This window comes from Oryzomicrobium sp. (genome assembly GCF_021287045.1).
Classification (GTDB): domain Bacteria; phylum Pseudomonadota; class Gammaproteobacteria; order Burkholderiales; family Rhodocyclaceae; genus Oryzomicrobium.
Genome location: NZ_JAJTBG010000016.1, coordinates 13,723 through 37,806, shown reverse-complemented (window position 1 = coordinate 37,806; position 24,084 = coordinate 13,723). Strand labels below are relative to the sequence as shown.

Here is a 24,084-nt window from a genome sequence, read left to right as displayed (position 1 = left end):
CAGAAAGCAAACTCGGGGCAAAACAAAACGGGCCGGGATGACTCCCGGCCCGTGGCGAAGCAGGCCCGCCGACCCGGTCAGGCCGTGGCGGCGGCGCTGGGGGCGGCCCCCGGCGAATCGTCCTTAGACGAGGCCGGCGTGGTGCTCGGCCGGCGCGGCGGACGGGGCGGCTTGCCGGCCATAATGTCGTCGATCTGGTCGGCGTCGATGGTCTCGTACTCGAGCAGGGCATTGGCCATGGCGTGGACCTTGTCCCGGTTCTCGTCGAGCAGGCGGCGCGCCAGGGCGTACTGCTCATCGATGATGCGGCGGATTTCCCCATCCACCTTTTGCAGGGTGGCCTCGGAAACGTTCTTGTGGGTGGTGATGGAACGGCCGAGGAAGACCTCGCCCTCGTTCTCGCCGTAGACCATGGGCCCCAGGGCGTCGGACATGCCGTAGCGGGTCACCATGTCCCGGGCCATCTGGGTCGCCCGCTCGAAGTCGTTCGAGGCGCCGGTAGTCATCTGGTCCATGAACAGCTCTTCGGCGATGCGGCCGCCGAACAGCACGGCGATGCGGTCGAGCAGGTAGCCTCGGTCGTAGGCGTAGCGGTCCTGTTCCGGCAGTTGCATGGTCACGCCCAGGGCGCGGCCGCGGGGGATGATGGTGACCTTGTGCACCGGATCGGACTTGGGCAGCATCTTCGCCACCACCGCGTGGCCGGACTCGTGGTAGGCGGTGTTCTTCTTCTCTTCCTCGGTCATCACCATGCTGCGGCGCTCGGCGCCCATCATGATCTTGTCCTTGGCCTTCTCGAAGTCGTCCATGTCCACCAGGCGCTTGTTGGCGCGGGCGGCGAACAGGGCGGCCTCGTTGACCAGGTTGGCCAGGTCGGCGCCGGAGAAGCCGGGGGTGCCGCGGGCGATGATGTCGGCCTTGATGTCGGCGGCCACCGGCACCTTGCGCATGTGCACCTTGAGGATTTCCTCGCGGCCGCGGATGTCGGGCAGGGGCACCACCACCTGGCGGTCGAAGCGGCCCGGGCGCATCAGGGCCGGGTCGAGGATGTCGGGACGGTTGGAGGCGGCGATGACGATGATGCCGGAGTGGCCTTCGAAGCCGTCCATCTCCACCAGCAACTGGTTGAGGGTCTGTTCCCGCTCGTCGTTGCCGCCGCCCAGGCCGGCGCCACGGTGGCGGCCGACGGCGTCGATTTCGTCGATGAAGATGATGCAGGGGGCGTGCTTCTTGGCCTGCTCAAACATGTCGCGCACCCGGGCGGCGCCCACGCCGACGAACATTTCGACGAAGTCAGAACCGGAGATCGAGAAGAACGGCACCTTGGCCTCGCCAGCGATGGCCTTGGCCAGCAGGGTTTTACCGGTACCCGGGCTGCCCACCATCAGCACGCCCTTGGGAATGCGACCGCCGAGCTTCTGGAACTTGGAGGGGTCGCGCAGGAACTCGACCAGTTCGGACACTTCCTCCTTAGCCTCGTCGCAGCCGGCCACGTCGGCGAAGGTGATCGAGTTGCTGGCCTCGTCGAGCATGCGTGCCTTGGACTTGCCGAAGGAGAACGCACCGCCCTTGCCGCCGCCCTGCATCTGGCGCATGAAGAACACCCAGACGCCGATCAGGAGCAGCATGGGGAACCAGCTGACGAAGATGTTCATCAGCACCGAGGGCTCTTCCTCGGGTTTGGCTTCGACCTTCACGCCGTTCTTGAGCAGGTCGGACACCAGCCACAGATCGGGGGGCGCGAAGGTGGTGATCTTCTTGCCTTCCGAGGTGGTGGCCTTCAGATTGCGGCCCTCGATCACCACCTTGGTGATGCGGCCCTGCTTCACTTCCTCGATGAACTGGGAGTAGTCCATCGAGTTTTGGGCGACCTGACGGCCATTGAACTGGTTGAAGACGGTCATCAGCACGAGACCGATCACCACCCAGATCGCCAGATTTTTGAACATGTTGTTCAAGGTGACTCCTTTAAGCGCCGCTGCCGGCGTCCTCCTGTGGGATTCCGCATTCTAAACCATGCCCGCCCCGCGTGACCGTGACAGACTGTGTGAAAAAAGCGACCCTTTTCGCCGCGCTCGCCGCTGTTTCCACACACTTTTTCACGCGATCCCTAGCGCTTCAGCCCCTTGCCCAGCAGGTAAATCTCCACGCTGCGGTCTCGGGACGCCTTGGGCTTGCGAGTCGCCACCGTGGCGAAAGTGTCGCGCATCGCCTTGAGATACTCCGGGTAGCCCTCGCCCTGAAAACATTTGACCAGGAAGGCGCCATCGGGTTTCAAGTGCTGGCGGGCAAAATCCAGGGCCAGTTCCACCAGGTACATCATGCGCGGCTGGTCGATGGAGGCCATGCCCGAGGTGTTGGGGGCCATGTCCGACAGCACCACCCCCACCTTGGCCCCTTCCAGGCGCTGTTCCAGCTCGGTCAGCACCGCTTCCTCGCGGAAGTCGCCCTGGAGGAAGCGCACCCCGGGCAAAGGCTCGATATCGAGCAGGTCCAGGGCGAACACCTTGCCCTTGGCCCCCACCTTGGCGGCGGCCACCTGACTCCAGCTGCCCGGCGCCGCCCCCAGGTCCACGACCACCTCGCCGGGGCGCAGCAGCCGGTCCTTCTCGTCGATCTCGAGCAATTTGAAAGCGGCCCGGGCCCGGTAGCCCTCGGCCTTGGCGCGCTGCACCCAATGGTCGTGGACGTGCTCGTTGAGCCAGGCGCTGCTGGTCTTGGATCGTGCCATTCGCTAAAATCCGTGCTTTTTCTGAGGTTTACTTACCAATGCTGGTCATTACCGCCGCCCAACGCCGGGCGCTTCGGGCCCGCGCCCACGAGCTTCACCCGGTGGTGTCGATCGCCCAGAAGGGCCTGACCGACGCCGTGGCGCACGAAGCCGATGTCGCCCTGAAGGCCCACGAACTGATCAAGGTGCGGGTCTACAACGACGACCGGGAAGAGCGCGAAGCGTTCCTCGCCGAACTGTGCGAGCGCCTCAATGCCGCCCCGATCCAGCACATCGGCAAGCTGCTGGTGCTGTACCGCCCCGCCCCAGAGGACGAGGACAATGCCGCCGCTCCGGGGCGCCGCCGTGGCCGCCGCGAAGCGCGCCGCACCAAGCGCAGCTTCCAGGGTAGCTCCGAGAAGGAGTGACGGGAATTCGGGAGTGTGCCCTCCCGGCAACCGAAAAGCCGCCCGCGGGCGGCTTTTTTCATGGCTGCAACGGCTACGGCTAGCGCCGCACCAGCCGGGCCACCAGCACCAGCCCGCACAGGCTCTGGAGCAGATAGAGGATGCTCGACACGCCGTGCCAGGCGGCAAAGCGCTCGCGCATCACCGACTGCATCACGTCCCGGGGCCAGGCATCGGCCTTCATGGTCGCCATCAGGGGCTGGATGCCGAACAGATTGGCGGCGGCGACAAGGGCCATCAGCACGAGCAGCCAGAAATCCAGGCGGCGCAGGGTCGCCAGGCCGTCCCGGCCGAACATCAGCAGCGCCAGCAGGACGAAGCAGGCCAGCCCCAGCCAGCCGCCAGCCTGGAACATGCGGCCGGCCAGGTTGCCCGCCAGGGTCCGGTCGGAGAGGCTGGAGAACAGCAGGGGCGCCACCAGGTAACCCAACGTCCACAGGCTGCCGACCCACAGCACCAGGGCTGCGGCGTGCAGGCTCTCGGTCACGGTGGTCAGCAGGTTCTTGGCGGCAGGCATGGCGATGAGGTTGCGATGAGGTCGTGAAAAGGCGCGTCGATGCTCGATCCGCAGCGGGGCTGTCTGAAAGTCCGCGCCAGGCGCGGGTTTCCGGGCAGCCCCCTGCGGGGTAGGCACTGGCGTTTATTCGTAGCGGACGTCGAGAATCTCGTACTCGCGCATGCCGCCCGGCGCCTGGACCTGGGCCACGTCGCCGGCGTACTTGCCAATCACGGCGCGGGCCAGGGGCGAAGACACGGAAATCTTGCGCTCCTTGATGTCGGCCTCGTCCTCGCCGACGATCTGGTAGGTCACCTGGTCGCCGGAATCCTGGTCCTCCAGTTCCACGGTGGAACCGAACACGCAACGGCCGTCGGCGTCGAGCAGCTTGGGGTCGATGATCTGGGCGTTGCCCAGTTTGCCTTCCAGTTCCTGGATGCGGCCTTCGATGAAGCCCTGTTTTTCCTTGGCGGCGTCGTACTCGGCGTTTTCCGACAGATCGCCCTGGGCGCGGGCCTCGGAAATGGCCTGGATCACGGCCGGGCGTTCGACGGTCTTGAGGTGGTGCAATTCGGTGCGCAGCTTCTCGGCCCCGGCCACGGTCAGCGGTATCTTGCTCATGGGAATTCCCCGATAGATCGGTCTTGGTCGATTAGGTAAATCAGGTAAAGCAAAACCGCCGGCGCCCGAGAACGGGCGACCCCGGCGGTTTTCTGAGGGATTAGTGGATCTGGCTGTGCAGCGTCTGGATGGGATAAACCACCAGGTCGCCCCGGTTCTTCATCCCCTCGGCCGCCGCTTCGGCGCCCCAGATGGTGGTGTACATGGTCACCCGCGCCGCCAGGCCGGAGGTGCGGATCGAACGGGAGTCGGTGATCGCCTGCCGCTTTTCGTCGGCAGTGTTGATGATCAGGCTGATCTCGTTGTTTTTGATCATGTCCACGATGTGGGGACGGCCCTCGGCCACCTTGTTCACCACGGTCACCGGCACACCGGCGGCCTCGATCGCCGCCGCGGTGCCGCGGGTGGCGAGGATGGTGAAGCCGCAAGAGGCCAGGTCCTTGGCCACATCGACGGCCTTGGTCTTGTCCGAATCCTTGACGCTGATGAACACCTTGCCAGAGGCCGGCAGCTTGACGCCGGCGGCCAGCTGGCTCTTGACGAAGGCTTCGGCGAAGGTCTCGCCCACGCCCATCACCTCGCCGGTGGACTTCATCTCGGGTCCGAGCAGGGTGTCGACGCCGGGGAACTTGGCGAAGGGGAACACCGCTTCCTTCACCGAGAAGTACGGCGGGATCACTTCCTTGGTCACGCCCTGGCTGGCCAGGCTCTGGCCAGCCATGCAGCGGGCGGCGATCTTGGCCAGTTGCAAGCCGGTGGCCTTGGAGACGAAGGGCACGGTGCGCGAGGCCCGGGGGTTCACTTCCAGCACATAGACCGTCTCGCCCTGGATGGCGAACTGGACGTTCATCAGGCCGCAGACGTTGAGGGCCTTGGCCATGGCGATGGTCTGGCGGCGCAGCTCGTCCACCAGGGCCGGGGAGATCGAGTAGGGCGGCAGGGAACAGGCCGAGTCGCCGGAGTGCACCCCGGCCTGCTCGATGTGTTCCATGACGCCGCCGATGATCACTTCCTTACCGTCGGACAGGGCATCCACGTCCACTTCGATGGCGTCGTTGAGGAAGCGATCGAGCAGCACCGGCGAATCGTTGGACACCTTGACCGCCTCGCGCATGTAGCGCTCCAGGTCGGCTTGCTGGTGCACGATCTCCATGGCCCGGCCGCCCAGCACGTAGGAGGGGCGGACCACCAGCGGATAGCCGATCTCGGCGGCCAGGCGCAGGGCGTCGGTCTCGTTGCGGGCGGTGCGGTTCGGCGGCTGGCGCAGGCCCAGGTCGTTGAGCAGTTTCTGGAAGCGCTCCCGGTCCTCGGCGGCGTCGATCATGTCCGGGCTGGTGCCGATGATGGGCACGCCGTTGGCTTCCAGGTCCCGGGCCAGCTTCAGCGGGGTCTGGCCGCCATACTGGACGATCACGCCCACCGGCTTCTCGACATTGACGATCTCCAGCACGTCTTCGAGCGTCAGCGGCTCGAAGTACAGGCGGTCGGAGGTGTCGTAGTCGGTGGACACGGTTTCCGGGTTGCAGTTGACCATGATGGTCTCGTACCCATCTTCGCGCATGGCCATGGCGGCGTGCACGCAGCAGTAGTCGAACTCGATGCCCTGGCCGATGCGGTTCGGACCGCCGCCCAGGACCATGATCTTCTTCTTGTCGGTGGGCGCCGCCTCGCACTCTTCCTCGTAGGTCGAGTACATGTAGGCGGTGTTGGTGGCGAACTCGGCGGCGCAGGTATCGACGCGCTTGAACACCGGACGCACCGACTGGGCGTGGCGGTATTCGCGCACGGCGGTCTGGGTGGTGCCGAGCAGCTTGGCCAGACGCTTGTCGGCGAAGCCGGCGCGCTTGAGGGCCAGCAGTTCGTCCTTGGACAGGGATTCCAGGGTACGGCCTTCCAGGGACTTGGCTTTCAGGTACAGATCTTCGATCTGGGCCAGGAACCAGGGGTCGATGTGGGTCAGGCGCTGGATGTCCTCCAGGGACAGGCCGGCGCGGAAGGCATCGGCCACGTACCACAGGCGGTCCGGACCGGCCTCGGCCAGCTGCTTTTCGATTTCTTCCCGGTCGGAGGTCTTCTCGTCGAAGCCGTCCACGCCCACTTCCAGGCCGCGCAGGGCCTTTTGCAGGGATTCCTGGAAGGTGCGACCGATGGCCATCACCTCGCCCACCGACTTCATCTGGGTGGTCAGGCGGGAATCGGCGGTGGGGAACTTCTCGAAGGCGAAACGGGGCACCTTGGTGACCACGTAGTCGATCGAGGGCTCGAACGAGGCCGGGGTCTTGCCGCCGGTGATCTCGTTAGCCAGCTCGTCCAGGGTGTAGCCGACGGCCAGCTTGGCCGCCACCTTGGCGATGGGGAAGCCGGTGGCCTTGGACGCCAGGGCCGAGGAACGGGACACCCGGGGGTTCATCTCGATGACGATCATGCGGCCGTCGAACGGGCTGATCGAGAACTGGACGTTGGAACCGCCCGTATCCACCCCGATCTCGCGCAGCACCGCGATCGAGGCGTTGCGCATGATCTGGTATTCCTTGTCCGTCAGGGTCTGGGCCGGGGCGACGGTGATCGAGTCGCCGGTGTGCACCCCCATCGGGTCCAGGTTTTCGATGGCGCAGACGATGATGCAGTTGTCCTTGCGGTCGCGCACCACCTCCATCTCGAACTCTTTCCAGCCGATCAGGGATTCCTCGATCAGCAGTTCGCTGGTGGGGGAAGCTTCGAGGCCGCGCTTGCAGATGGTCTCGAATTCTTCCATGTTGTAGGCGATGCCGCCGCCGGTGCCGCCCAGGGTGAAGGACGGGCGGATGATGGCCGGGAAGCCGATCATCGCCTGGACCTGGTAGGCCTCTTCCATGGAGTGGGCCACGGCGGAACGGGCGGAGCCGAGACCGATCTTAGTCATGGCGGCCTTGAACTTCTCCCGGTCCTCGGCCTTGTCGATGGCTTCCTTGGAGGCGCCGATCATTTCCACGCCGAACTTGTCCAGCACGCCATGCTTGGCCAGGTCGAGGGCGCAGTTGAGCGCAGTCTGGCCGCCCATGGTGGGCAGCAGGGCGTCGGGACGCTCTTTCTCGATGATTTTGGCCACCACCTGCCAGGTGATCGGCTCGATGTAGGTGACGTCGGCCATCTCCGGGTCGGTCATGATGGTGGCCGGGTTGGAGTTCACCAGGATGACCTTGTAGCCCTCCTGCCGCAGGGCCTTGCAGGCCTGGGCGCCGGAGTAGTCGAATTCGCACGCCTGGCCGATGACGATCGGGCCGGCGCCGATGATGAGGATGCTCTTGATGTCTGTACGCTTCGGCATGGGTACGCCTTGTCTGCTCGCGGCGCCTTAGCGGGCCGCTTGGTGTTCTTCCATCATCCGCACGAAGCGGTCGAAAAGGTAGGCCACGTCGTGGGGGCCCGGGCTCGCCTCAGGGTGTCCCTGGAACGAGAAGGCCGGCACGTCGGTGCGGGCGATGCCTTGCAGGGAGCCGTCGAACAGGGAGACGTGGGTCACCTTGACGTTGGCCGGCAGGGTATCGCCATCCACGGCGAAACCGTGGTTTTGGCTGGTGATCAGCACCTGGCCGGTCTCCACGTCCTTGACCGGATGGTTCGCGCCGTGGTGGCCGAACTTCATCTTCATGGTCTTGGCGCCGGAGGCCAGTCCGAGCAGCTGGTGGCCCAGGCAAATGCCGTAGGTGGGGATGCGCTTGGCCAGGATTTCCTGGATAGCGGCAATGGCGTAGTCGCAGGGCTCCGGATCGCCGGGGCCGTTGGACAGGAACACGCCGTCCGGGTTGAGCTTGAACACCTCGGAAGCCGGAGTCTGGGCCGGCACAACGGTGACCTTGCAGCCCCGGGACGCCAGCATGCGCAGGATGTTGCGCTTGATGCCGAAGTCGTAGGCCACCACGTTGAAGCGCGGCGCGGCGGGAGCGCTGAAGCCCTTGAGGGTCCATTCGCCCTCGTTCCACTCGTAGGACGACTCCACCGACACCACCTTGGCCAGGTCCATGCCGGCCAGACCCGGGAAGGCCTTGGCCTCCGCCAGGGCGCGGGCCTCGTCGGCCACCCCGGCGACGACGGCGCCGGCCTGGGCACCCTTCTCGCGCAGGATGCGGGTCAGCTTGCGGGTGTCGATGCCGGCGATGGCGACGATGCCATGCTTCTTCAGGTAGTCGGGCAGGGTCTCTTCGAGGCGCCAGTTCTCGGCACGCACCGGCAGATCGCGGATCACCAGGCCGGCAGCGAAGTTGGCGCGGGACTCGAAATCCCCGGCGTTACAGCCGACGTTGCCGATGTGCGGATAGGTCAGGGTGACGATCTGACGGCAATAGGACGGATCGGTGAGGATTTCCTGATAGCCGGTGAGTGCAGTGTTGAAGACCACCTCGCCGGAGGTGGAACCTTCGGCGCCGATGGAGTAGCCGCGGAACACGGTGCCGTCGGCCAGCACCAGGACGGCGGGCGGATAGGGGGGAAGCAGGGGGGAGGCAGCTTGGGTCGTGGAGGGCGACACGAAAAACTCCAGAACTAGATACGCGAAGCGGGACGGACTGGTGGTCCCTCCCGCCTCGGCGATTGAATTTGCTAAACCCTTCTATTATAGCGGATCACCCCCTCCCCGGGCAAATCCGCAGGCGCCACGAGCCCTTTACCCCATCCTTCCCCGGGCATTTCCGGACCGGGCCAGCGCACCATTTCCGTGCGTCGGTGGGCGCCCTCGACGGGCGGGCCCGCTCAGCGCAGGCCGAGCACGTCCTGCATGTCGTACAGGCCGTTTTGGCGCGACGCCAGGAAGCGGGCGGCGCGCAGCGAGCCCAGGGCATAGGGCATGCGGCTGCCGGCTTTGTGGGCAATCTCGACGCGCTCGCCGGTGCCGCAGAACATCACCACGTGGTCGCCAACGATATCGCCGCCGCGCACCGTGGCAAAGCCGATGGTGGACGGGTCGCGCTCGCCGGTGACGCCCTCGCGGCCGTAGATGGCGCACTCCTTGAGATCGCGGCCGACGCCGGCGGCCACCACCTCGCCCATGCGCAGGGCGGTGCCGGACGGGGCGTCCACCTTGTGGCGGTGGTGGGCCTCGACGATCTCGATGTCGTAGCCCTGGTTGAGAATGCGGGCGGCGGTTTCGAGCAGCTTGAAGACCACGTTCACGCCCACGGCCATGTTCGGCGCGAAGACGATGGGGATGTCCTTGGCCGCCTCGGCGATGGCAGCCTTGCCCGCCTCGTCGAAGCCGGTGGTGCCGATCACCATGGCCACGCCCAGTTCGCGGCACAGGGCCAGGTGCTCCAGGGTGCCCTCGGGGCGGGTGAAGTCGATCAGGCAGCCGGAGCGGGCCAGGCCCGCGCGCAGGTCGGAGGTCACCACCACGTCGGAGGTCAGACCCACCAGCTCGCCGGCATTCTTGCCGACGCCCGAGCTGCCGGCCCGGTCCAGGGCGGCGGTGAGGACGGCCTCGCCGTCGTTGAGGGTGGCTTCGATGAGCATCTTGCCCATGCGGCCGGAAGCGCCGGCCACGGCGATGTTGAGACGGTTGGTCATGGCTGATCCTTTGAAACGAAAGGCCGGAGTTCCAGCAGCGGCTCCGGCCCGGTAATGGGGGATGAAATGGGGGATAAGGGGGGCTGCGCCCGACGGCTCAGGCGCGCCTCCGGCCCGGGGCCTTACAGGCCGATCTTTTCCAGCATGCGGCCGAAGAAGCCGCGCTCACCCTCGGCCGGCGGCAGGGGTTTACCGTCGGCGGGCAGGGAACCGAGATCGATCACCCGGGTCTTCTCCTCAGGCGTGTCCAGTCCGGCAGCCTCGCCCTGGGCGTTCTTGGCCACCACGTCGCCAGCCACCCGGGCCAGCTTGCCGTCCTGGAAATAGACGGTCAGGCGGCGGGCATCCACTTCCTTGGCGCCGCCTTTCTGCATGCGGTACACGTAGTCCCAGCGGTCGGCGTGGAAGGCATCGGAAAGCAGGGGCGTGCCCAGCACATAGCGCACCTGATCCTTGGTCAGCCCGGGGCGCAATTGGGCGACCTGGTCCTGGGTCAGGGCATTGCCCTGCTGCACGTCGATCTTGTATTCGTTGATCAGCTTGGGCGGAGAGCAGGCTGCCAGAGCGACGGAAACGGCGCACAGACCGCAAAGCACGAGTCGGGACATGAAAGACCTGATATGGCGAAAAAAGGTGGCGGCACTCCGGAAGGAACTGGCGTTTTTCGCCCGAATCGCCCGGAATCACCCGAAAACACTGGCACCCGGCTTTTTCCCGGGGCACCGAAACGGTATATCATAGCCCAAAAGGAGAACGCGCCACGTCCGCGTCCGCCCCCTGACGGTCCGCCCGCCGGCAAACCGGCCGTCCCTGCTCCCCCACTCTGAAATCACTCCCCCCGAGATTGCCCATGAATTCCTCGTCCCAGAGCCTCAAGAGCATCGGCCTCAAGGCAACCTTCCCGCGCATGAAGATTCTCGAACTGTTCGAGAAGAGCAGCGTGCGCCACCTGACCGCCGAGGACGTATACCGCCTGCTCATCGCCGAGGACATGGATATCGGCCTGGCCACGGTCTACCGGGTGCTGACCCAGTTCGAGCAGGCCGGCATTCTGGAGCGCCACCATTTCGAATCCGGCAAGGCGGTGTTCGAGCTGAACGCCGGGCGCCACCACGACCACCTGGTGTGCGTGAACTGCGGCAAGGTCGAGGAATTCTTCGACGAGGAAATCGAGCGCCGCCAGCAGAAGATCGCCGCGGAACGCGGCTACGCGCTCCAGGACCACGCCCTGTATCTGTACGTGGAATGCACCAAGCCCGACTGTCCGGGCAAGCAAGCCGAGGACGAGAAGTTCCAGCGCGGCACCGAATAGCCTGCCGCCCACCGCGCCTCCCCATGAAAAAACGCCGCATTGCCGCGGCGTTTTTCTTTTGTCTCGGCCGGAGCGCCCGGCCCAACCCGAACGGCCGGACCGCCCTCACCCCGCCGCCAGCATCTCCTCGGCGTGGCGCCGGGTGGTGGCGGTGATCTCCACCCCGCCCAGCATTCGGGCGATTTCCTCGACCCGGCCCGGAGCGTCCAGGGACAGCACCCGGCTGAGCACCTCGCCGCCCTTCTGGGATTTGGCCACCTGCCACTGGTGATCGGCCCGGGCCGCTACCTGGGGCAGGTGGGTGACGCACAGCACCTGCCGGTCCTGGCCCAGGCGGTGCAGCAGGCGCCCCACCACCTCGGCCACGCCGCCGCCGATGCCCACGTCCACCTCGTCGAAGACCAGGGTGGGCACCTTGGCCTGGCGGGTGGTGACCACTTGGATGGCCAGGCTGATGCGCGACAGTTCGCCGCCGGAGGCCACCTTGGCCAGGGGCTTGGCGGCACTGCCGGACAGGCCGGCGATGCGGAATTCCACCTGCTCCAGGCCGTGGGCGCTGCCGTCTTCGAAAGGCACCAGCCCGATCTGGAACTTGCCGCCGGACAGGGCCAGTTCCTGCATCACCGCCGAGACCTCCTTACCCAGGGCTTCCGCCGCCTTGGCGCGCTTCTTGGACAACGCCTGGGCCAGGCCGCGGTAGCGGGATTCGGCCGCCGCCACCCGGGCCACCAGGGCCTCCAGGTCCGAAGCCTCCCCCAGCTGGGCGAGGCGCTGGCGGGCCGATTCCAGGCGAGCCGGCAGGGTTTCCGGGGTTTCCCGGTACTTGCGGGCGCAGGACAGCACGGCGTCGATGCGCCGCTCGGCTTCCGCCAGCCGGTCCGGATCGAGCTCGACCCGGTCGGCGTAGCGGCGTAGTTCCGAAACCGCCTCCACCAGTTCGGTTTGGGCCGAGCGCAGCAGTTCGGCCACCGCGGCAAGGCCCGGGTCGAAGCTGCTCAGGTCGTCCAGCCGGGTGAGGGCCCCGTCCAGCTGTCCCTCGCAGGCGCCCTCGGCGTCGCTCAGCACGTTCAGGGAGTAGCGCGCCCCGTCGATCAGGCTGGCGGCGTGGGCCAAGCGCTTGTGCTCCAGGTTGAGGCTTTCCCATTCGTCGCCGGCCAGTCCCAGGGATTCCAGTTCCTGCACCTCCCAGGCCAGGCGCTCCCGCTCTTCGGCCAGTTGGGCGCCGTTGCGCTCGGCCTCGTCGAACAGCGTTCGGGCGTCCTGCCAGGCGCGCCAGGCCTCGCCCACGGCGCGCACGTCGTCGCGCAGGCCGGCCTGGCCGTCGAGCAGGGCGCGCTGGGCGTCACCGCGCAGCAGGGATTGATGGGCGTGCTGGCCGTGGATGTCCACCAGGTCCTCGGCCACCGCCTTCAGTTGCTGCAAGGTGGCCGGACTGCCGTTGATGTAGGCCCGGGAACGGCCGCCGGCTTCGAGCACCCGGCGCAGCAGCAGCTCGCCGTCCTCGGGGGCAGCCAGGTCCTGCTCCGCCAACCACTCGCCCACGCCGGGCAGGGCGGCGACGTCGAAAGCAGCCGTCACCTCGGCCCGGGCGGCGCCGGCGCGCACCAGGCCGCTGTCGGCCCGCTCGCCAAGGACGAAGGCGAGGGCATCCACCAGGATCGACTTGCCGGCCCCGGTTTCCCCGGTGAAAGCGCCGAACCCCTGGGCGAACTCCAGTTCGAGGCGGTCGACGATGACGAAATCGCGGATGGTCAGGCGCTGCAGCATAAGGGGCGAGGAGGCGCAGTAAAGTGAGGAGTGGTCGGAGAAGCAGCCGGGGTCAGGTGCCCTTGGGCTTTTCGCTCCACTGCAGCTTCTGGCGCAGCATGGCGAAGTAGCTGTAGCCCGGCGGGTGCAGGAAGCAGACGCTGTGCTCGGAGCGGAACAGGCGCACGCTGTCGTAGCGGCACAGGGTCTGGGTGACCTGGCCGTCGAAGTGCACCCGGGAGTCGTCGGCCGAGAGGATGCGGATTTCGATGGCCTTGGTTTCCGGGATGGTGATCGGCCGGTTGGTCAGGGCGTGGGGGCACAAGGGCACCAGGGCGATGCCGCCCAGGGTGGGGTGCAGGATCGGCCCGTTGGCCGACAGGGAGTAGGCGGTGGAGCCGGTGGGGGTGGAGACGATCAGGCCGTCGGCGCGCAGGCTGTAAATGAACTCGCCGTCGATGAACAACTCGAATTCGATGAGCCGGGAGATGGCCCCCTTGTCCACCACCACGTCGTTGAGCGCCACGTTGGCGGCCACCACCTCGCCGCCGCGCACCACCTCGCCGCCGAGCAGCAGCCGGCTTTCCGGGATGAAGCGCCCTTCGAGCAGGTCGTCCAGGCACGAAAGCATGTCGGAACGGGCGATGTCGGTCATGAAGCCGAGCCGGCCCTGGTTCACCCCCACCAGGGGCACCCGGTAGCGGGCCAGCTGGCGGGCGGCGTTGAGCATGGTGCCGTCGCCGCCGACGACGATGGCCACGTCGGCCCGGTAGCCGATCACCGTGAAATCCACTGCGTCGAAGGCCGCCAGGCCGCCCAGGGTGTGGTGGTTGGCCAAGCCGTGGCCGCTGGCGGCGCCGAAGCCGGCGATGTTGTCGGCGGTATCGGCTTCCACCAGAACCTTGACGCCCCGGTCGGACAGCGCCTGGGCGAGGGCCAGCAGGGTGTCGGCCACCTCGGGGCTGTGGTACCGGCCGATGAGGGCGATGGTGCGGGGAGTACTGAACGACTGTGGCATGGCAAAATTAAACCACAAAACCATGCCGGCGCCGGGCTTCCCCCGTGCCGGCGCTGTCCGCGCCCGGCCCGGGTGCCATTCCGGTCGCCGCCGGGGGCATCGCGCTCCGTGGCGCCGGCATTTTCGTTTTGATCCTTTTCGGTAACATAGCAGGCCATGCTCGACGAACGCGCCCGCATCCTACTCAAGACCCTGGTCGAACGGTACATCGCCGAAGGCGAGCCCATCGGCTCCCGCGCCCTGTCCCGGTATTCCGGCCTCGACCTGTCCCCCGCCACGGTCCGCAACGTGATGGCCGACCTGGAGGAGGCCGGCTTCGTCGCCAGCCCCCACACCTCCGCCGGCCGGATACCGACGCCCCGGGGCTACCGGCTGTTCGTCGATTCCCTGCTCACCGTGCGCCCCCTGGAAAAAGGGCAGATCGCCGTCCTGGAGCACCAGCTAGACCCGAGCCAACCCCAGCAGCTACTGGCCTCGGCCTCGCGCATCCTCTCCGACCTGTCCCACTTCGCCGGGGTGGTGGTGGCGCCGCGCCGCCAGGCGCCGCGCATCAAGCAGATCGAATTCCTCGCCCTGTCGGAAAAACGCATCCTGCTGATCCTGGTTACCGCCGACGGCGAGGTGCAGAACCGCATCCTGTTCACCGAGGCCGCCTACACCCCGGCGGAACTGGTCACCGCCGCCAACTACTTCAACCAGCACTGCGCCGGCCTGGATTTCGACCAGGTGCGCAACCGCCTCGACGCCGAACTGCGCGAGCTGAAGAGCGATCTCCAGGCGCTGATGAGCGCGGTGCTGGCGGTGGGCGACCAGGCCATGCACGAGAGCGGCGATCGCTACGTGATCTCAGGCAAGCGCAACCTGCTCGACGTGGACGACCTGTCGTCCAACGTGCGCCGCCTGCGCGAACTGTTCGACCTGTTCGAGCACAAGACCGGCCTGGTGCGCCTGCTCGACCTGTCGAACAAGGCCGACGGGGTGCAGATCTACATCGGCAACGAATCGGGCATCGCCCCCCTGGACGAATGCAGCGTGGTCACCGCCCCCTACGAGGCCAACGGCCAGGTGATCGGCTCGGTGGGGGTGATCGGCCCGACCCGCATGGCCTACGAGCGGGTCATCCCGATCGTGGACATCACCGCCCGACTGCTCTCCTCCGCCCTCACCTACCAGGCCACGGCCTGATCCCGCGCCGGGGCGATGGGTCCAAACCTCCCCCCGGCGCTCCACAAGAACAACGCGACAGCGACACACCGTCTCAGGACCCATGCCCCGCTTCCAGCCCGAACCGCCGTTCCAGCACGGCACCCCGCCTCAGACCGCCGTGGTGCTGGTCAACCTCGGCTCCCCCGACTCCCCCACTCCCGAAGCGGTGCGCCGCTATCTCAAGGAATTCCTCTCCGACCCCCGGGTGGTGGAAATCCCCACGGCGGTGTGGTGGCCGATCCTCAACGGCATCATCCTCAACACCCGGCCCAAGCACTCCGCCGCCAAGTACGCCACCATCTGGACCCCGGAAGGCTCGCCCCTCAAGGTGCACACCGAGCGCCAGGCCAAACTGCTCCAGGGCCTGCTCGGCGAACGGGGCCACCGGGTCACCGTCACCTGGGCGATGCGCTACGGTAGCCCGGCCCTGCCCGAGGTGCTTGACCGGCTCAAAGCTGACAACCACACCCGCATCCTGCTGCTGCCCGCCTACCCCCAGTATTCGGCCAGCACCACCGCCACCGTGCTCGACCAGGCCGGCCAGTGGCTCGCCGGCCTGCGCAACCAGCCCGAGGTCCGCAGCCAGCGCAGCTTTGCCGACGACCCGGGCTATATCGCCGCCCTGGCCGCCAGCGTGCGCGAGCACTGGCAGGCCCACGGCAAGCCCGCCGCCAATGACAAGACCTACCGGTTGGTGATGAGCTTTCACGGCGTGCCGCGGCGCTCCCTGGACCTGGGCGACCCCTACCACTGCGAGTGCCACAAGACCGCCCGGCTGCTGGCCCGGGCCCTGGAGCTGCCCGAGCACCAGGCGCTGACCACCTTTCAGTCCCGCTTCGGCAAGGCCGAATGGCTCCAGCCCTACACTGCCCCGACCCTGGCCGCCCTGCCCAAGGAAGGGGTCGCCCGGGTGGACGTGCTGTGCCCGGGCTTCGTCGCCGACTGCCTGGAGACCCTGGAGGAGATCGCCCAGGAGGTGAAGGCCGACTTCCTCAATGCCGGCGGCCAGGTTTTCCACTACCTGCCCTGCCTCAACGAGCGACCCGATTGGATCGCCGTCCTGGCCGACCTGGCCGAGGCCCAACTGGCAGGCTGGCCTACCCGGGCGCCCCGGGACGATCAGGGTCTGGCCGAATCGGTGGCACGGGCGCGCCTCCTCGGCGCCAAGGCCTGACCGGCCGGAACACCGCCAGGGGCGCGGCGTTCCAAATATCATCCGCGAAGAACAAGCACTGGCGCGGGTTTCCAGGCATGCCATCTGGAAACCCGTGCCAATAAAGGGTTTGCGGCACGGTTCAGCCTTGGCCGCTGGTGCCGTTAATACAGGGGTAGCCTTCGCGGAGCTCCCCATGCACATTACCCAGACCCAGCTGGAGCAACGCTCCAGCCATGCCTCCCAAAGCCGCCACAATGTCAGCGAGAACCTGCGCGCCTGGATCGGCGACCAGCGCCCCGACTTTTCCGACGGCAGCCAGGGCGCCCAGCCGCGGGTGAATATTTCCAGCGCGGCGCTGGACGCCCTGAAGCAGGACCAGGCAAAGGACAACGCGGCCAAGTCCGCCAAGGAGGCCTCCGGGCAAAGCGCCTCGTCCGTCTCATCCGGCATCGACCTTTCCGACGACGAGAACCTGGACCCGCGCCTGCGCATCCTCAAGGCCGTGGTGGAAATGCTCACCGGCGAGACGATCCACCTGGTCGGCACCCGGGAACTGGGCGACCTCAAGGCCGCCGCCGTGCCCCCCAGCGCCCAGGCCGCCGCCTCCCAGGCGCCGCCGCCGGAGCAAGCCGCGCCGAAACAGGGCTACGGCGTGGAGTACGACTACTCGGAAAGCGTCTACGAAAGCGAGACCACCTCGTTCTCCGCCCAAGGCACGGTGCGCACCGCCGACGGCCAGGAAATCAACTTCAGCGCCAACCTGACCATGAGCCGGGAGTTCCAGGCCACCTACAACGCCCGGCTACGCCTGGGGGATGCCAAGCTGCGGGACCCGCTGGTGCTCAACTTCAACGGGCAGGCCGCCCAGCTCTCCGATCTGCGCATCGATTTCGACCTGTACGGCGACGGACAGAAAGGAAGCCTGCCGTTCGTCTCCAGCGGCAGCGGCTTCCTCGTGTTCGACCGCAACGGCGACGGCAAGGTGAACGACGGCCGGGAGCTTTTCGGCCCCACCACCGGCGACGGCTTCACCGAACTGGCGGCCTTGGATACCGACGGCAACGGCTGGATCGACGAGGCCGACCCGGCCTTCGCGCACCTCGGCACCTGGACCCTGGGGCCCGACGGCCCGGTGTTCAAAACCCTGGCCGAGCAAGGGATCGGCGCCCTGTCGGTGACCGGCCAGGCCACCCCGTTTTCCCTCAAGGACAAGAACAATCAGCTCCAGGCCCAGATCCGGGCCACCGGCGTGTTTTTGCACGAGTCGGGAGCGGCTGGCACAATTCAACAGGTTGACGTCGCCGCCTGAGCCAAAACGGGCAGCGCGCCCATGCCGGGGGACAAGGCCCGATCCGTCCCACCGGCCTACTAAAACAAGGCCGCCCCGACAAGGGCGAGCCCAAGGGAGGTAACGGGTGTCATGAAGCGTATTGCCGATTGGAGCATCTGGGTCCGTCTCACCGCGGCCATCTGGCTAGTGCTGGTGGCCGCCTGGAGCGGAATGATCGTGTGGGAAACCGCCGTCACCCGCGAAACCGCAGTCAACCAGGCGGAAGGCTTCGCCAAGAGCATTCACGAAATGACCATGGCCGGCCTGACCGGCATGATGATCACCGGCACCGTGGCCCAGCGCGAGGTCTTTCTCGACCAGATCAAGCAGCTCTCGGTGATCAAGGACCTGCACGTGATCCGCGGCGACGCCGTCTCCAAGGTGTTCGGCCCCGACACAAAGTCCACCCGCCCCCTCGATGAGGTCGAAAAGCAGGTGATGGGCAGCGGCAAGCCCTTCGTCGCCGTGGGCGACGACGGCGACGGCCGCTACCTGCGGGTGGTGAACCCGACCCTGGCCTCCACCAACTACCTGGGCAAGAACTGCATCATGTGCCACCAGGTGCCCGAGGGCACCGTGCTCGGCGTGGTCAGCATGAAGGTCTCTCTTTCCGACGTGGATGCGGCGGTCAACACCTTCGGCGTCAAGATCGCCGCCACCGCCGTGGCCGTGGTGCTCGGCCTGCTGGTGGTGATCTACCTGTTCACCCGCCACTTCGTCACCGAGCCGATCGGCCAGCTCACCCGGGGCCTGCGCGACATCGCCGAGGGCGACGGCGACCTGACCCGCCGTCTGCGGGTCAAGGGCAAGGACGAGATCGGCGAGGCCGCCGGGGTCTTCAACCAGCTCATGGAAAACTTCGCCGGGCTGGTGCGCCAGGTCAGCACCTCCGCCGCCCAGGTGTCCGCCAAGGCCCACGATCTCTCCAACTCGGCCGGCCGGGTGGCGGCCAGCTCCCACCGCCAGAACGAGCAGTCGGTCCATGCCGCCAGCGCGGTGGACCAACTGGTGGAAAGCATCTCGTCCATTTCCCAGAGCGCCGGCCACGTCCAGCAGCAATCCCAGGAGAGCCTGGCCCGGGCCGAGGAAGGCAACCGCAGCCTGAACCAGTTGCTCGGCGAAATGAAAGGCGTGGAGCACAACGTGCGCACCATGGCCGACACCGTCACCGAGTTCGTGCGCAGCACCGAGGCCATCACCCGCATGACCCAGGAGGTGAAGGACATTGCCGAGCAGACCAACCTGCTGGCCCTCAACGCCGCCATCGAGGCCGCCCGGGCCGGCGAGGCCGGCCGCGGCTTCGCCGTGGTGGCCGACGAGGTGCGCAAGCTGGCCGAGAAGTCGTCCCGTTCGGCCAGTGAGATCGACGCCATCACCGACAGCCTGTCGGCCCAGTCGGTCCAGGTGCGCACCGCCATCGAATCCGGCCTGACCAACCTGGCGGCCAGCCAGAACTCGGTGGAAGGTGTCGCCGGCATCCTCCAGGCCACCAACGGCTCGGTCACCGAAGTGGGCCACGGCCTGGATGCCATTGCCGCCGCCACCGAGCAGCAGCGCCGGGTCAGCGGTGAAGTGGCGGAGAACATCGCCGCCATCGCCGCCATGGCCGAGGAGAACAACGGCGCCGTGGAAGAAACCGCCCAGGCCGCCCAGGCCCTGGAAGGGCTGGCCGATTCGCTGCAAGGCGCGGTGGGCCGCTTCCGCACCTGATCCGGACCGTCGGCCAAAACGACGAAGGGCGCCCGCGGGCGCCCTTCGCTTTTCCTCCCTCGCCGTTACCTCTCGCCGAACAGGGCACGCAGCCGGGGCACCAGGAACAGGTTCAAGGTCAGCACGATGATCCCCGTGGACACCCCGGTGCGGACCACCGGGTTCAGAGGCAGGGCCTGCTCCGCCAGGTCGAGGGCCAGGCTCAGGACCAGGGCGAGCAGAAACACCGCCAGCCAGAGGATGGCGAGAAAGGCCAGCTTGCCGTTGCGGCGGATCGGCGTTTGCATGGGAGGAACAGGCGACCTCGGCGACGTGGGAACGACGTGAAAATGGCCGGCCCGCCCGGGTCGACCCAGTGTGGCAATCCGGAGGGCCGCGGCGCGGTGCCTCGGCAACGGAAATGCCGCCGGAAAACTCTAGCGGCATTGTTTTGCTCCGGTGTTACAGCCTTATGGCGGCGTGACGGCGCAACGGCGATTGGGCTCGACGGCGGAAGGCAGCGGGGCACTTCCGGTGCGCCGCCGCACACCTCGGTCGATCAGTCGAGCAGGGCCAATCCCCCCGGCGGAGCCTTGGGAACGGGAGCGCTGCCGGGCACCGCCGCCGCGCCGAGCTTGGCCAGGGACTTGTTGGCCTGGCGCAGCCGGCCGATCAGGATGCCGGTGATGGTGCGCTGGAAGCGCTCCTGCAATTCGTCGGAGGAAAGCGCCATGGCCGCCGGGCTGATTTCGAGGAAGACCGTCGGCTCCAGGGTCACCACCGTGGCGCTGCGGGGGCCCTGCTCCGGGTCCAGGTAGGCCATTTCGCCCACCACCTCGCCGCTGCCCAGGCGGGCCAGGCTGCGCCCTTGGTACGACACTTCCACCTGGCCGGAGACGACCACGCCGAAGGTCTTGTCCAGGGTCAGCTCCCGGATCAGGGCGATCTTGGCCGGCACCTCCTGCCAGGTCGAGATGCGCAGGATTTCCCACAGCTCCACGTCCTCGAAGCGGCGGAAGAAGGACAGGCCGCGCAAGGCGGCGAAACGCCGCCGGTCGCGCTCGGCCACGTCGTCCTCGTCGTCCACGATCTGGTAGCGCACCGTGGACAGGTCCTTGGCGAAATCGGCGCCGCTGCGGTAGCGGTTGTAGAGGTCTTTTTCCAGAGCCTTCTTGAGGATCGGGTCCATGCCGGCGGGAATCGCCGGATTGAGGGCGCACACCGAGGGCGGCTCCATGTTCACGATCTTGTAGACCAGGGAGGCCGGGTTGTCGGCGCGGAAGGGCAGGCGCCCGGTGAGCAACTGGAAGAGCAGCACGCCCAGGGAATACAGGTCGGTCTTGTGGTTGAGCGGGTAGCCCTTGACCTGCTCCGGCGACATGTAGGCGGGAGAGCCCACCCCCATGACGAAGGTGGAATCCCGGTCTTTGTTCTTTTGCAGGTTGAGGGCCAGGCCGAAGTCGGTGATCTTCGGGTTGCCCTCCTTGTCGATCAGGATGTTGGCCGGCTTGATGTCCCGATGCACCACCCCGTGCCGGGCAGCGTGGTCCAGGGCCAGGCAGCACTTGAAGATCAGCCCCACCACCTTGTGGAAGGGCAGCAGCCGGTCGATGTGGATGTGCTGGTCCAGGGCCGCGCCGTCCACGAACTCCATCACCAGGTAGGCCAGGGGCGTGGGGCCGTCGGTGTCCACCACAGCCTCATAGATCTTGACGATGTTGGGATGGTCGAGGCGCTGGCCGACCCCGTGCTCGGTCTTGAACAGCTTGAGCAGCCGGCGGGATAGGGCCGCGCCGCCGCTGGCGCCGAAGCGCACGTACTTGATCGCCACCTCCCGGCCGTCCTGCGGGTCCCGGGCCAGGTAGACGGTGGCGGTGGCCCCCTTGCCCAGTTCGCGGAGCACTTCGTAGCGACCGATATTCTTTGGCTGTCTGGCTGCGCCTGCCACGGTGATTGCGCCTCGTAACGCGCCGGGACGGCCCGGCGGCGATGGGTGGATGGGGGAAATGGGCGAAGGGGCCATGCTAGCAGAAGCCCCACCGTTTTTTTCCGGCCCGGGGCTTGAAAGGCAGCGCCGACGCCCCATCTAAGTGCAATTGTTCATTTCAGACGTCTGGAGAAACCGCACCATGTCCGAGACTCCCCTGCCCCAGGACCCGCAACAGGCGGCCGACACCTCCTCCTCCGCCGTGGACGCCGCCGGCGCCGCCCCCGAGGCTGCCGCCCAGCCCCTGGACCCGGCCGCCCTGGTCGCCCGGGTGGCCGAGCTCGAAACCGAACTGGCCGCCAAGCAGGACGCCTGGCTGCGCGCCGTGGCCGAAGCCGACAACATCCGCCGCCGCTCCGCCGAGGAAGTGCTCAAGGCCGGCAAGTTCGCCGTGGAGAAGTTCTCCCTCGACCTGGTGGCGGTGAAGGACAGCCTGGAAGCGGCCATCGCCGCCAACGGCGCCAACGCCAGCCTGGAAAACCTGGCGTCCGGCGTGGAGCTGACCCTCAAGCAGCTGGTCAGCGCCTTCGACAAGGCCGGCGTGACCGAGGTGAACCCGGTGGGCGAAAAATTCGACCCGCACCGCCACCAGGCCGTGGGCATGGTGCCCGCCGACCAGGAGCCGAACACCGTGGTCACCGTGCTGCAAAAGGGCTACGTGCTCAACGACCGGGTGCTGCGCCCGGCCATGGTGACCGTGGCCCAGGGTTGAGCCGGCCGCACGGCACCGGAATTTCGCCGGCCCGGGCTTGAAATCCCGCCGCCGGCCCCTATCTAGGGTTCAAGGACTCGTATTGAACGCGCGCTGCCGCCAGGCCCGCGCCCCACACTGAAAGGAAGCAACATGGGCAAGATCATCGGTATCGACCTGGGTACCACCAACTCCTGCGTCGCCATCATGGAAGGCGGCACCCCCAAGGTCATCGAAAACTCCGAGGGCGCGCGCACCACCCCCTCCATCGTCGCCTACACCGAGGAAGGCGAGATTCTGTGCGGCGACCCGGCCAAGCGCCAGGCCGTCACCAACCCCAAGAACACCCTGTACGCCGTCAAGCGCCTGATCGGCCGCCGCTTCGAAGAGAAGGAAGTGCAGAAGGACATCAACCTGATGCCCTACAAGATCATGAAGGCCGACAACGGCGACGCCTGGGTCGAAGTGCGCGACCAGAAGCTGGCCCCGCCGCAGATTTCCGCCGAAGTGCTGCGCAAGATGAAGAAGACCGCCGAGGACTACCTGGGCGAAGAAGTGACCGAGGCCGTCATCACCGTGCCCGCCTACTTCAACGACAGCCAGCGCCAGGCCACCAAGGACGCCGGCCGCATCGCCGGCCTGGAAGTCAAGCGCATCATCAACGAGCCCACCGCGGCCGCCCTGGCCTACGGCATGGACAAGGCCGGCGGCAAGGATTCCAAGATCGCCGTGTATGACCTGGGCGGCGGCACCTTCGACATCTCCATCATCGAAATCGCCGACATCGACGGCGAAATGCAGTTCGAAGTGCTGGCCACCAATGGCGACACCTTCCTGGGCGGCGAAGACTTCGACCAGCGCCTGATCGACTACATCGTCGGCGAGTTCAAGAAGGAACAGGGCGTGGACCTGTCCAAGGACGTGCTCGCCCTGCAGCGCCTCAAGTCCGCCGCGGAAAAGGCCAAGAAGGAACTGTCCTCCTCCCAGCAGACCGAGATCAACGAGCCGTTCATCGCCTTCGACCCGGCCACCGGCCCGAAGCACCTGACCATGAAGCTCACCCGGGCCAAGCTCGAATCCCTGGTGGACGACCTGATCGAACGCACCATCGCCCCCTGCGCCACCGCGCTCAAGGATGCGGGCCTCAAGGTCAGCGACATCCACGACGTGATCCTGGTGGGCGGCATGACCCGCATGCCCAAGGTCCAAGACAAGGTGAAGGAGTTCTTCGGCCAGGAACCGCGCCGTGACGTGAACCCGGACGAGGCCGTGGCCGTGGGCGCCGCCATCCAGGGCGGTGTGCTGAAAGGCGACGTCAAGGACGTGCTGCTGCTCGACGTGACCCCCCTGTCCCTGGGTATCGAAACCCTGGGCAGCGTCATGACCAAGCTGATCCAGAAGAACACCACCATCCCGACCAAGGCCAGCCAGGTGTTCTCCACCGCCGACGACAACCAGGGCGCCGTGACCATCCACGTGCTGCAGGGCGAGCGCGAAATGGCCGCCGGCAACAAGAGCCTGGGCCAGTTCAACCTGGAAGGCATCCCCCCGGCTCCCCGCGGCACGCCGCAGATCGAGGTGACCTTCGACATCGACGCCAACGGTATCCTGCACGTGTCCGCCAAGGACAAGGCCACCGGCAAGGAGAACAAGATCACCATCAAGGCCAACTCGGGTCTGTCCGAGGAGGAAATCCAGCGCATGGTGAAGGACGCCGAGGCCCACGCCGAGGAAGACAAGAAGGCCCACGAGCTGGCGGATGCCCGCAACCAGGCCGACTCCATGGTGCACATGGTGAAGAAGTCCCTCACCGAGTACGGCGACAAGCTCGATGCCGGCGAGAAGGAAGCCATCGAGAAGGCCATCGGCGAAGTCGAAGGCGCGATCAAGGGTGGCGACCAGGCCGAAATCGAAGCCAAGACCCAGGCCCTGGCAGCCGCCTCCCAGAAACTGGGCGAAAAGATGTACGCCCAGCAGCAGAGTGAAGCGGGTGCCGCAGGTGCTGCCGGTGCCCAGCCCGGCGCCCAGCAGGAAAAGACGGTGGAAGGCGACGTGGTGGACGCCGAATACACCGAGGTGAAGGACAAGAAGTAAGCCTGATCCGCAGCGGCAAGGAG

The 24,084-nt window shown here is 66.9% G+C and carries 20 protein-coding genes; 8 read left to right on the top strand and 12 right to left on the bottom strand.

Translation table 11 applies throughout. From position 1 onward, the window contains the following. Nucleotides 1-77: 77 nt before the first annotated feature. Both ftsH and rlmE read right to left on the bottom strand, forming a co-directional pair. Nucleotides 78-1,958: an ATP-dependent zinc metalloprotease FtsH gene (gene ftsH, locus LWW89_RS15435; protein WP_293265744.1), complete on the bottom strand. Its 1,881-nt coding sequence runs from the start codon at nt 1,956-1,958 to the stop codon at nt 78-80. 152 nt (nt 1,959-2,110) lie between these two features. Further along, nucleotides 2,111-2,731, bottom strand: coding sequence for a 23S rRNA (uridine(2552)-2'-O)-methyltransferase RlmE (gene rlmE / locus LWW89_RS15430; protein WP_293265742.1), 621 nt, complete (start codon nt 2,729-2,731; stop codon nt 2,111-2,113). A gap of 38 nt (nt 2,732-2,769) precedes the next feature. Here rlmE and LWW89_RS15425 point away from each other — a divergent pair, with 38 nt between their 5' ends. Then, on the top strand, nt 2,770-3,138 hold the full coding sequence (locus LWW89_RS15425) for a YhbY family RNA-binding protein (protein ID WP_293265740.1): 369 nt from the start codon (nt 2,770-2,772) through the stop codon (nt 3,136-3,138). 79 nt (nt 3,139-3,217) lie between these two features. Here the strand turns inward: LWW89_RS15425 and LWW89_RS15420 are convergent, their stop codons facing one another. From LWW89_RS15420 to LWW89_RS15395, 6 genes are all read right to left on the bottom strand, one after another. After that, nucleotides 3,218-3,694, bottom strand: a complete 477-nt coding sequence (locus tag LWW89_RS15420) for a DUF4149 domain-containing protein (RefSeq protein WP_293265738.1) — start codon at nt 3,692-3,694, stop codon at nt 3,218-3,220. Between the two features lie 123 nt (nt 3,695-3,817). Continuing rightward, nucleotides 3,818-4,294: a transcription elongation factor GreA gene (gene greA / locus LWW89_RS15415; protein WP_293265736.1), complete on the bottom strand. Its 477-nt coding sequence runs from the start codon at nt 4,292-4,294 to the stop codon at nt 3,818-3,820. Between the two features lie 100 nt (nt 4,295-4,394). Further along, entirely contained in the window at nt 4,395-7,601 is a 3,207-nt protein-coding gene (carB, locus tag LWW89_RS15410; RefSeq protein ID WP_293265734.1) for a carbamoyl-phosphate synthase large subunit, read from the bottom strand. Nucleotides 7,602-7,628: 27 nt separating this feature from the next. Continuing rightward, nucleotides 7,629-8,768, bottom strand: a complete 1,140-nt coding sequence (gene carA, locus LWW89_RS15405; RefSeq protein ID WP_365782047.1) for a glutamine-hydrolyzing carbamoyl-phosphate synthase small subunit — start codon at nt 8,766-8,768, stop codon at nt 7,629-7,631. 254 nt (nt 8,769-9,022) lie between these two features. Continuing rightward, on the bottom strand, nt 9,023-9,832 hold the full coding sequence (gene dapB / locus LWW89_RS15400) for a 4-hydroxy-tetrahydrodipicolinate reductase (protein ID WP_293265730.1): 810 nt from the start codon (nt 9,830-9,832) through the stop codon (nt 9,023-9,025). A gap of 122 nt (nt 9,833-9,954) precedes the next feature. Beyond that, nucleotides 9,955-10,440, bottom strand: a complete 486-nt coding sequence (locus LWW89_RS15395) for an outer membrane protein assembly factor BamE (RefSeq protein ID WP_293265728.1) — start codon at nt 10,438-10,440, stop codon at nt 9,955-9,957. A 242-nt stretch (nt 10,441-10,682) separates the two neighbouring features. Between LWW89_RS15395 and fur the strand changes: the two genes are divergently transcribed. After that, a complete protein-coding gene (gene fur / locus LWW89_RS15390) occupies nt 10,683-11,144 on the top strand; it encodes a ferric iron uptake transcriptional regulator (RefSeq protein WP_293265726.1) in 462 nt (153 codons plus the stop codon). Between the two features lie 105 nt (nt 11,145-11,249). Here fur and recN read toward each other — a convergent pair whose 3' ends face one another. Beyond that, nucleotides 11,250-12,911, bottom strand: a complete 1,662-nt coding sequence (recN, locus tag LWW89_RS15385) for a DNA repair protein RecN (protein ID WP_293265724.1) — start codon at nt 12,909-12,911, stop codon at nt 11,250-11,252. A gap of 52 nt (nt 12,912-12,963) precedes the next feature. Continuing rightward, nucleotides 12,964-13,908, bottom strand: a complete 945-nt coding sequence (locus LWW89_RS15380) for an NAD(+)/NADH kinase (protein ID WP_293265722.1) — start codon at nt 13,906-13,908, stop codon at nt 12,964-12,966. A 156-nt stretch (nt 13,909-14,064) separates the two neighbouring features. Here LWW89_RS15380 and hrcA point away from each other — a divergent pair, with 156 nt between their 5' ends. The 4 genes from hrcA (at nt 14,065) to LWW89_RS15360 (ending at nt 19,310) form a co-directional block, all read left to right on the top strand. Further along, nucleotides 14,065-15,093: a heat-inducible transcriptional repressor HrcA gene (gene hrcA / locus LWW89_RS15375; protein ID WP_293265720.1), complete on the top strand. Its 1,029-nt coding sequence runs from the start codon at nt 14,065-14,067 to the stop codon at nt 15,091-15,093. Nucleotides 15,094-15,175: 82 nt separating this feature from the next. Further along, complete coding sequence (hemH, locus tag LWW89_RS15370) at nt 15,176-16,288, top strand: ferrochelatase (RefSeq protein ID WP_293265718.1); 1,113 nt, start codon at nt 15,176-15,178, stop codon at nt 16,286-16,288. Between the two features lie 175 nt (nt 16,289-16,463). Beyond that, nucleotides 16,464-17,579, top strand: a complete 1,116-nt coding sequence (locus tag LWW89_RS15365) for a VCBS repeat-containing protein (protein WP_293265716.1) — start codon at nt 16,464-16,466, stop codon at nt 17,577-17,579. Between the two features lie 111 nt (nt 17,580-17,690). Continuing rightward, nucleotides 17,691-19,310 (top strand): methyl-accepting chemotaxis protein, encoded by a 1,620-nt coding sequence (locus tag LWW89_RS15360; RefSeq protein ID WP_293265714.1) that lies wholly within the window; start codon nt 17,691-17,693, stop codon nt 19,308-19,310. Nucleotides 19,311-19,375: 65 nt separating this feature from the next. Here LWW89_RS15360 and LWW89_RS15355 read toward each other — a convergent pair whose 3' ends face one another. Both LWW89_RS15355 and LWW89_RS15350 read right to left on the bottom strand, forming a co-directional pair. Next, complete coding sequence (locus tag LWW89_RS15355) at nt 19,376-19,597, bottom strand: hypothetical protein (protein ID WP_293265712.1); 222 nt, start codon at nt 19,595-19,597, stop codon at nt 19,376-19,378. A gap of 251 nt (nt 19,598-19,848) precedes the next feature. Next, nucleotides 19,849-21,192 (bottom strand): serine/threonine-protein kinase, encoded by a 1,344-nt coding sequence (locus LWW89_RS15350; protein ID WP_293265710.1) that lies wholly within the window; start codon nt 21,190-21,192, stop codon nt 19,849-19,851. A gap of 226 nt (nt 21,193-21,418) precedes the next feature. Between LWW89_RS15350 and grpE the strand changes: the two genes are divergently transcribed. After that, a complete protein-coding gene (grpE, locus tag LWW89_RS15345; protein WP_293265708.1) occupies nt 21,419-21,988 on the top strand; it encodes a nucleotide exchange factor GrpE in 570 nt (189 codons plus the stop codon). Nucleotides 21,989-22,120: 132 nt separating this feature from the next. Further along, nucleotides 22,121-24,061, top strand: coding sequence for a molecular chaperone DnaK (gene dnaK, locus LWW89_RS15340; RefSeq protein ID WP_293265706.1), 1,941 nt, complete (start codon nt 22,121-22,123; stop codon nt 24,059-24,061). Nucleotides 24,062-24,084: the final 23 nt, after the last annotated feature.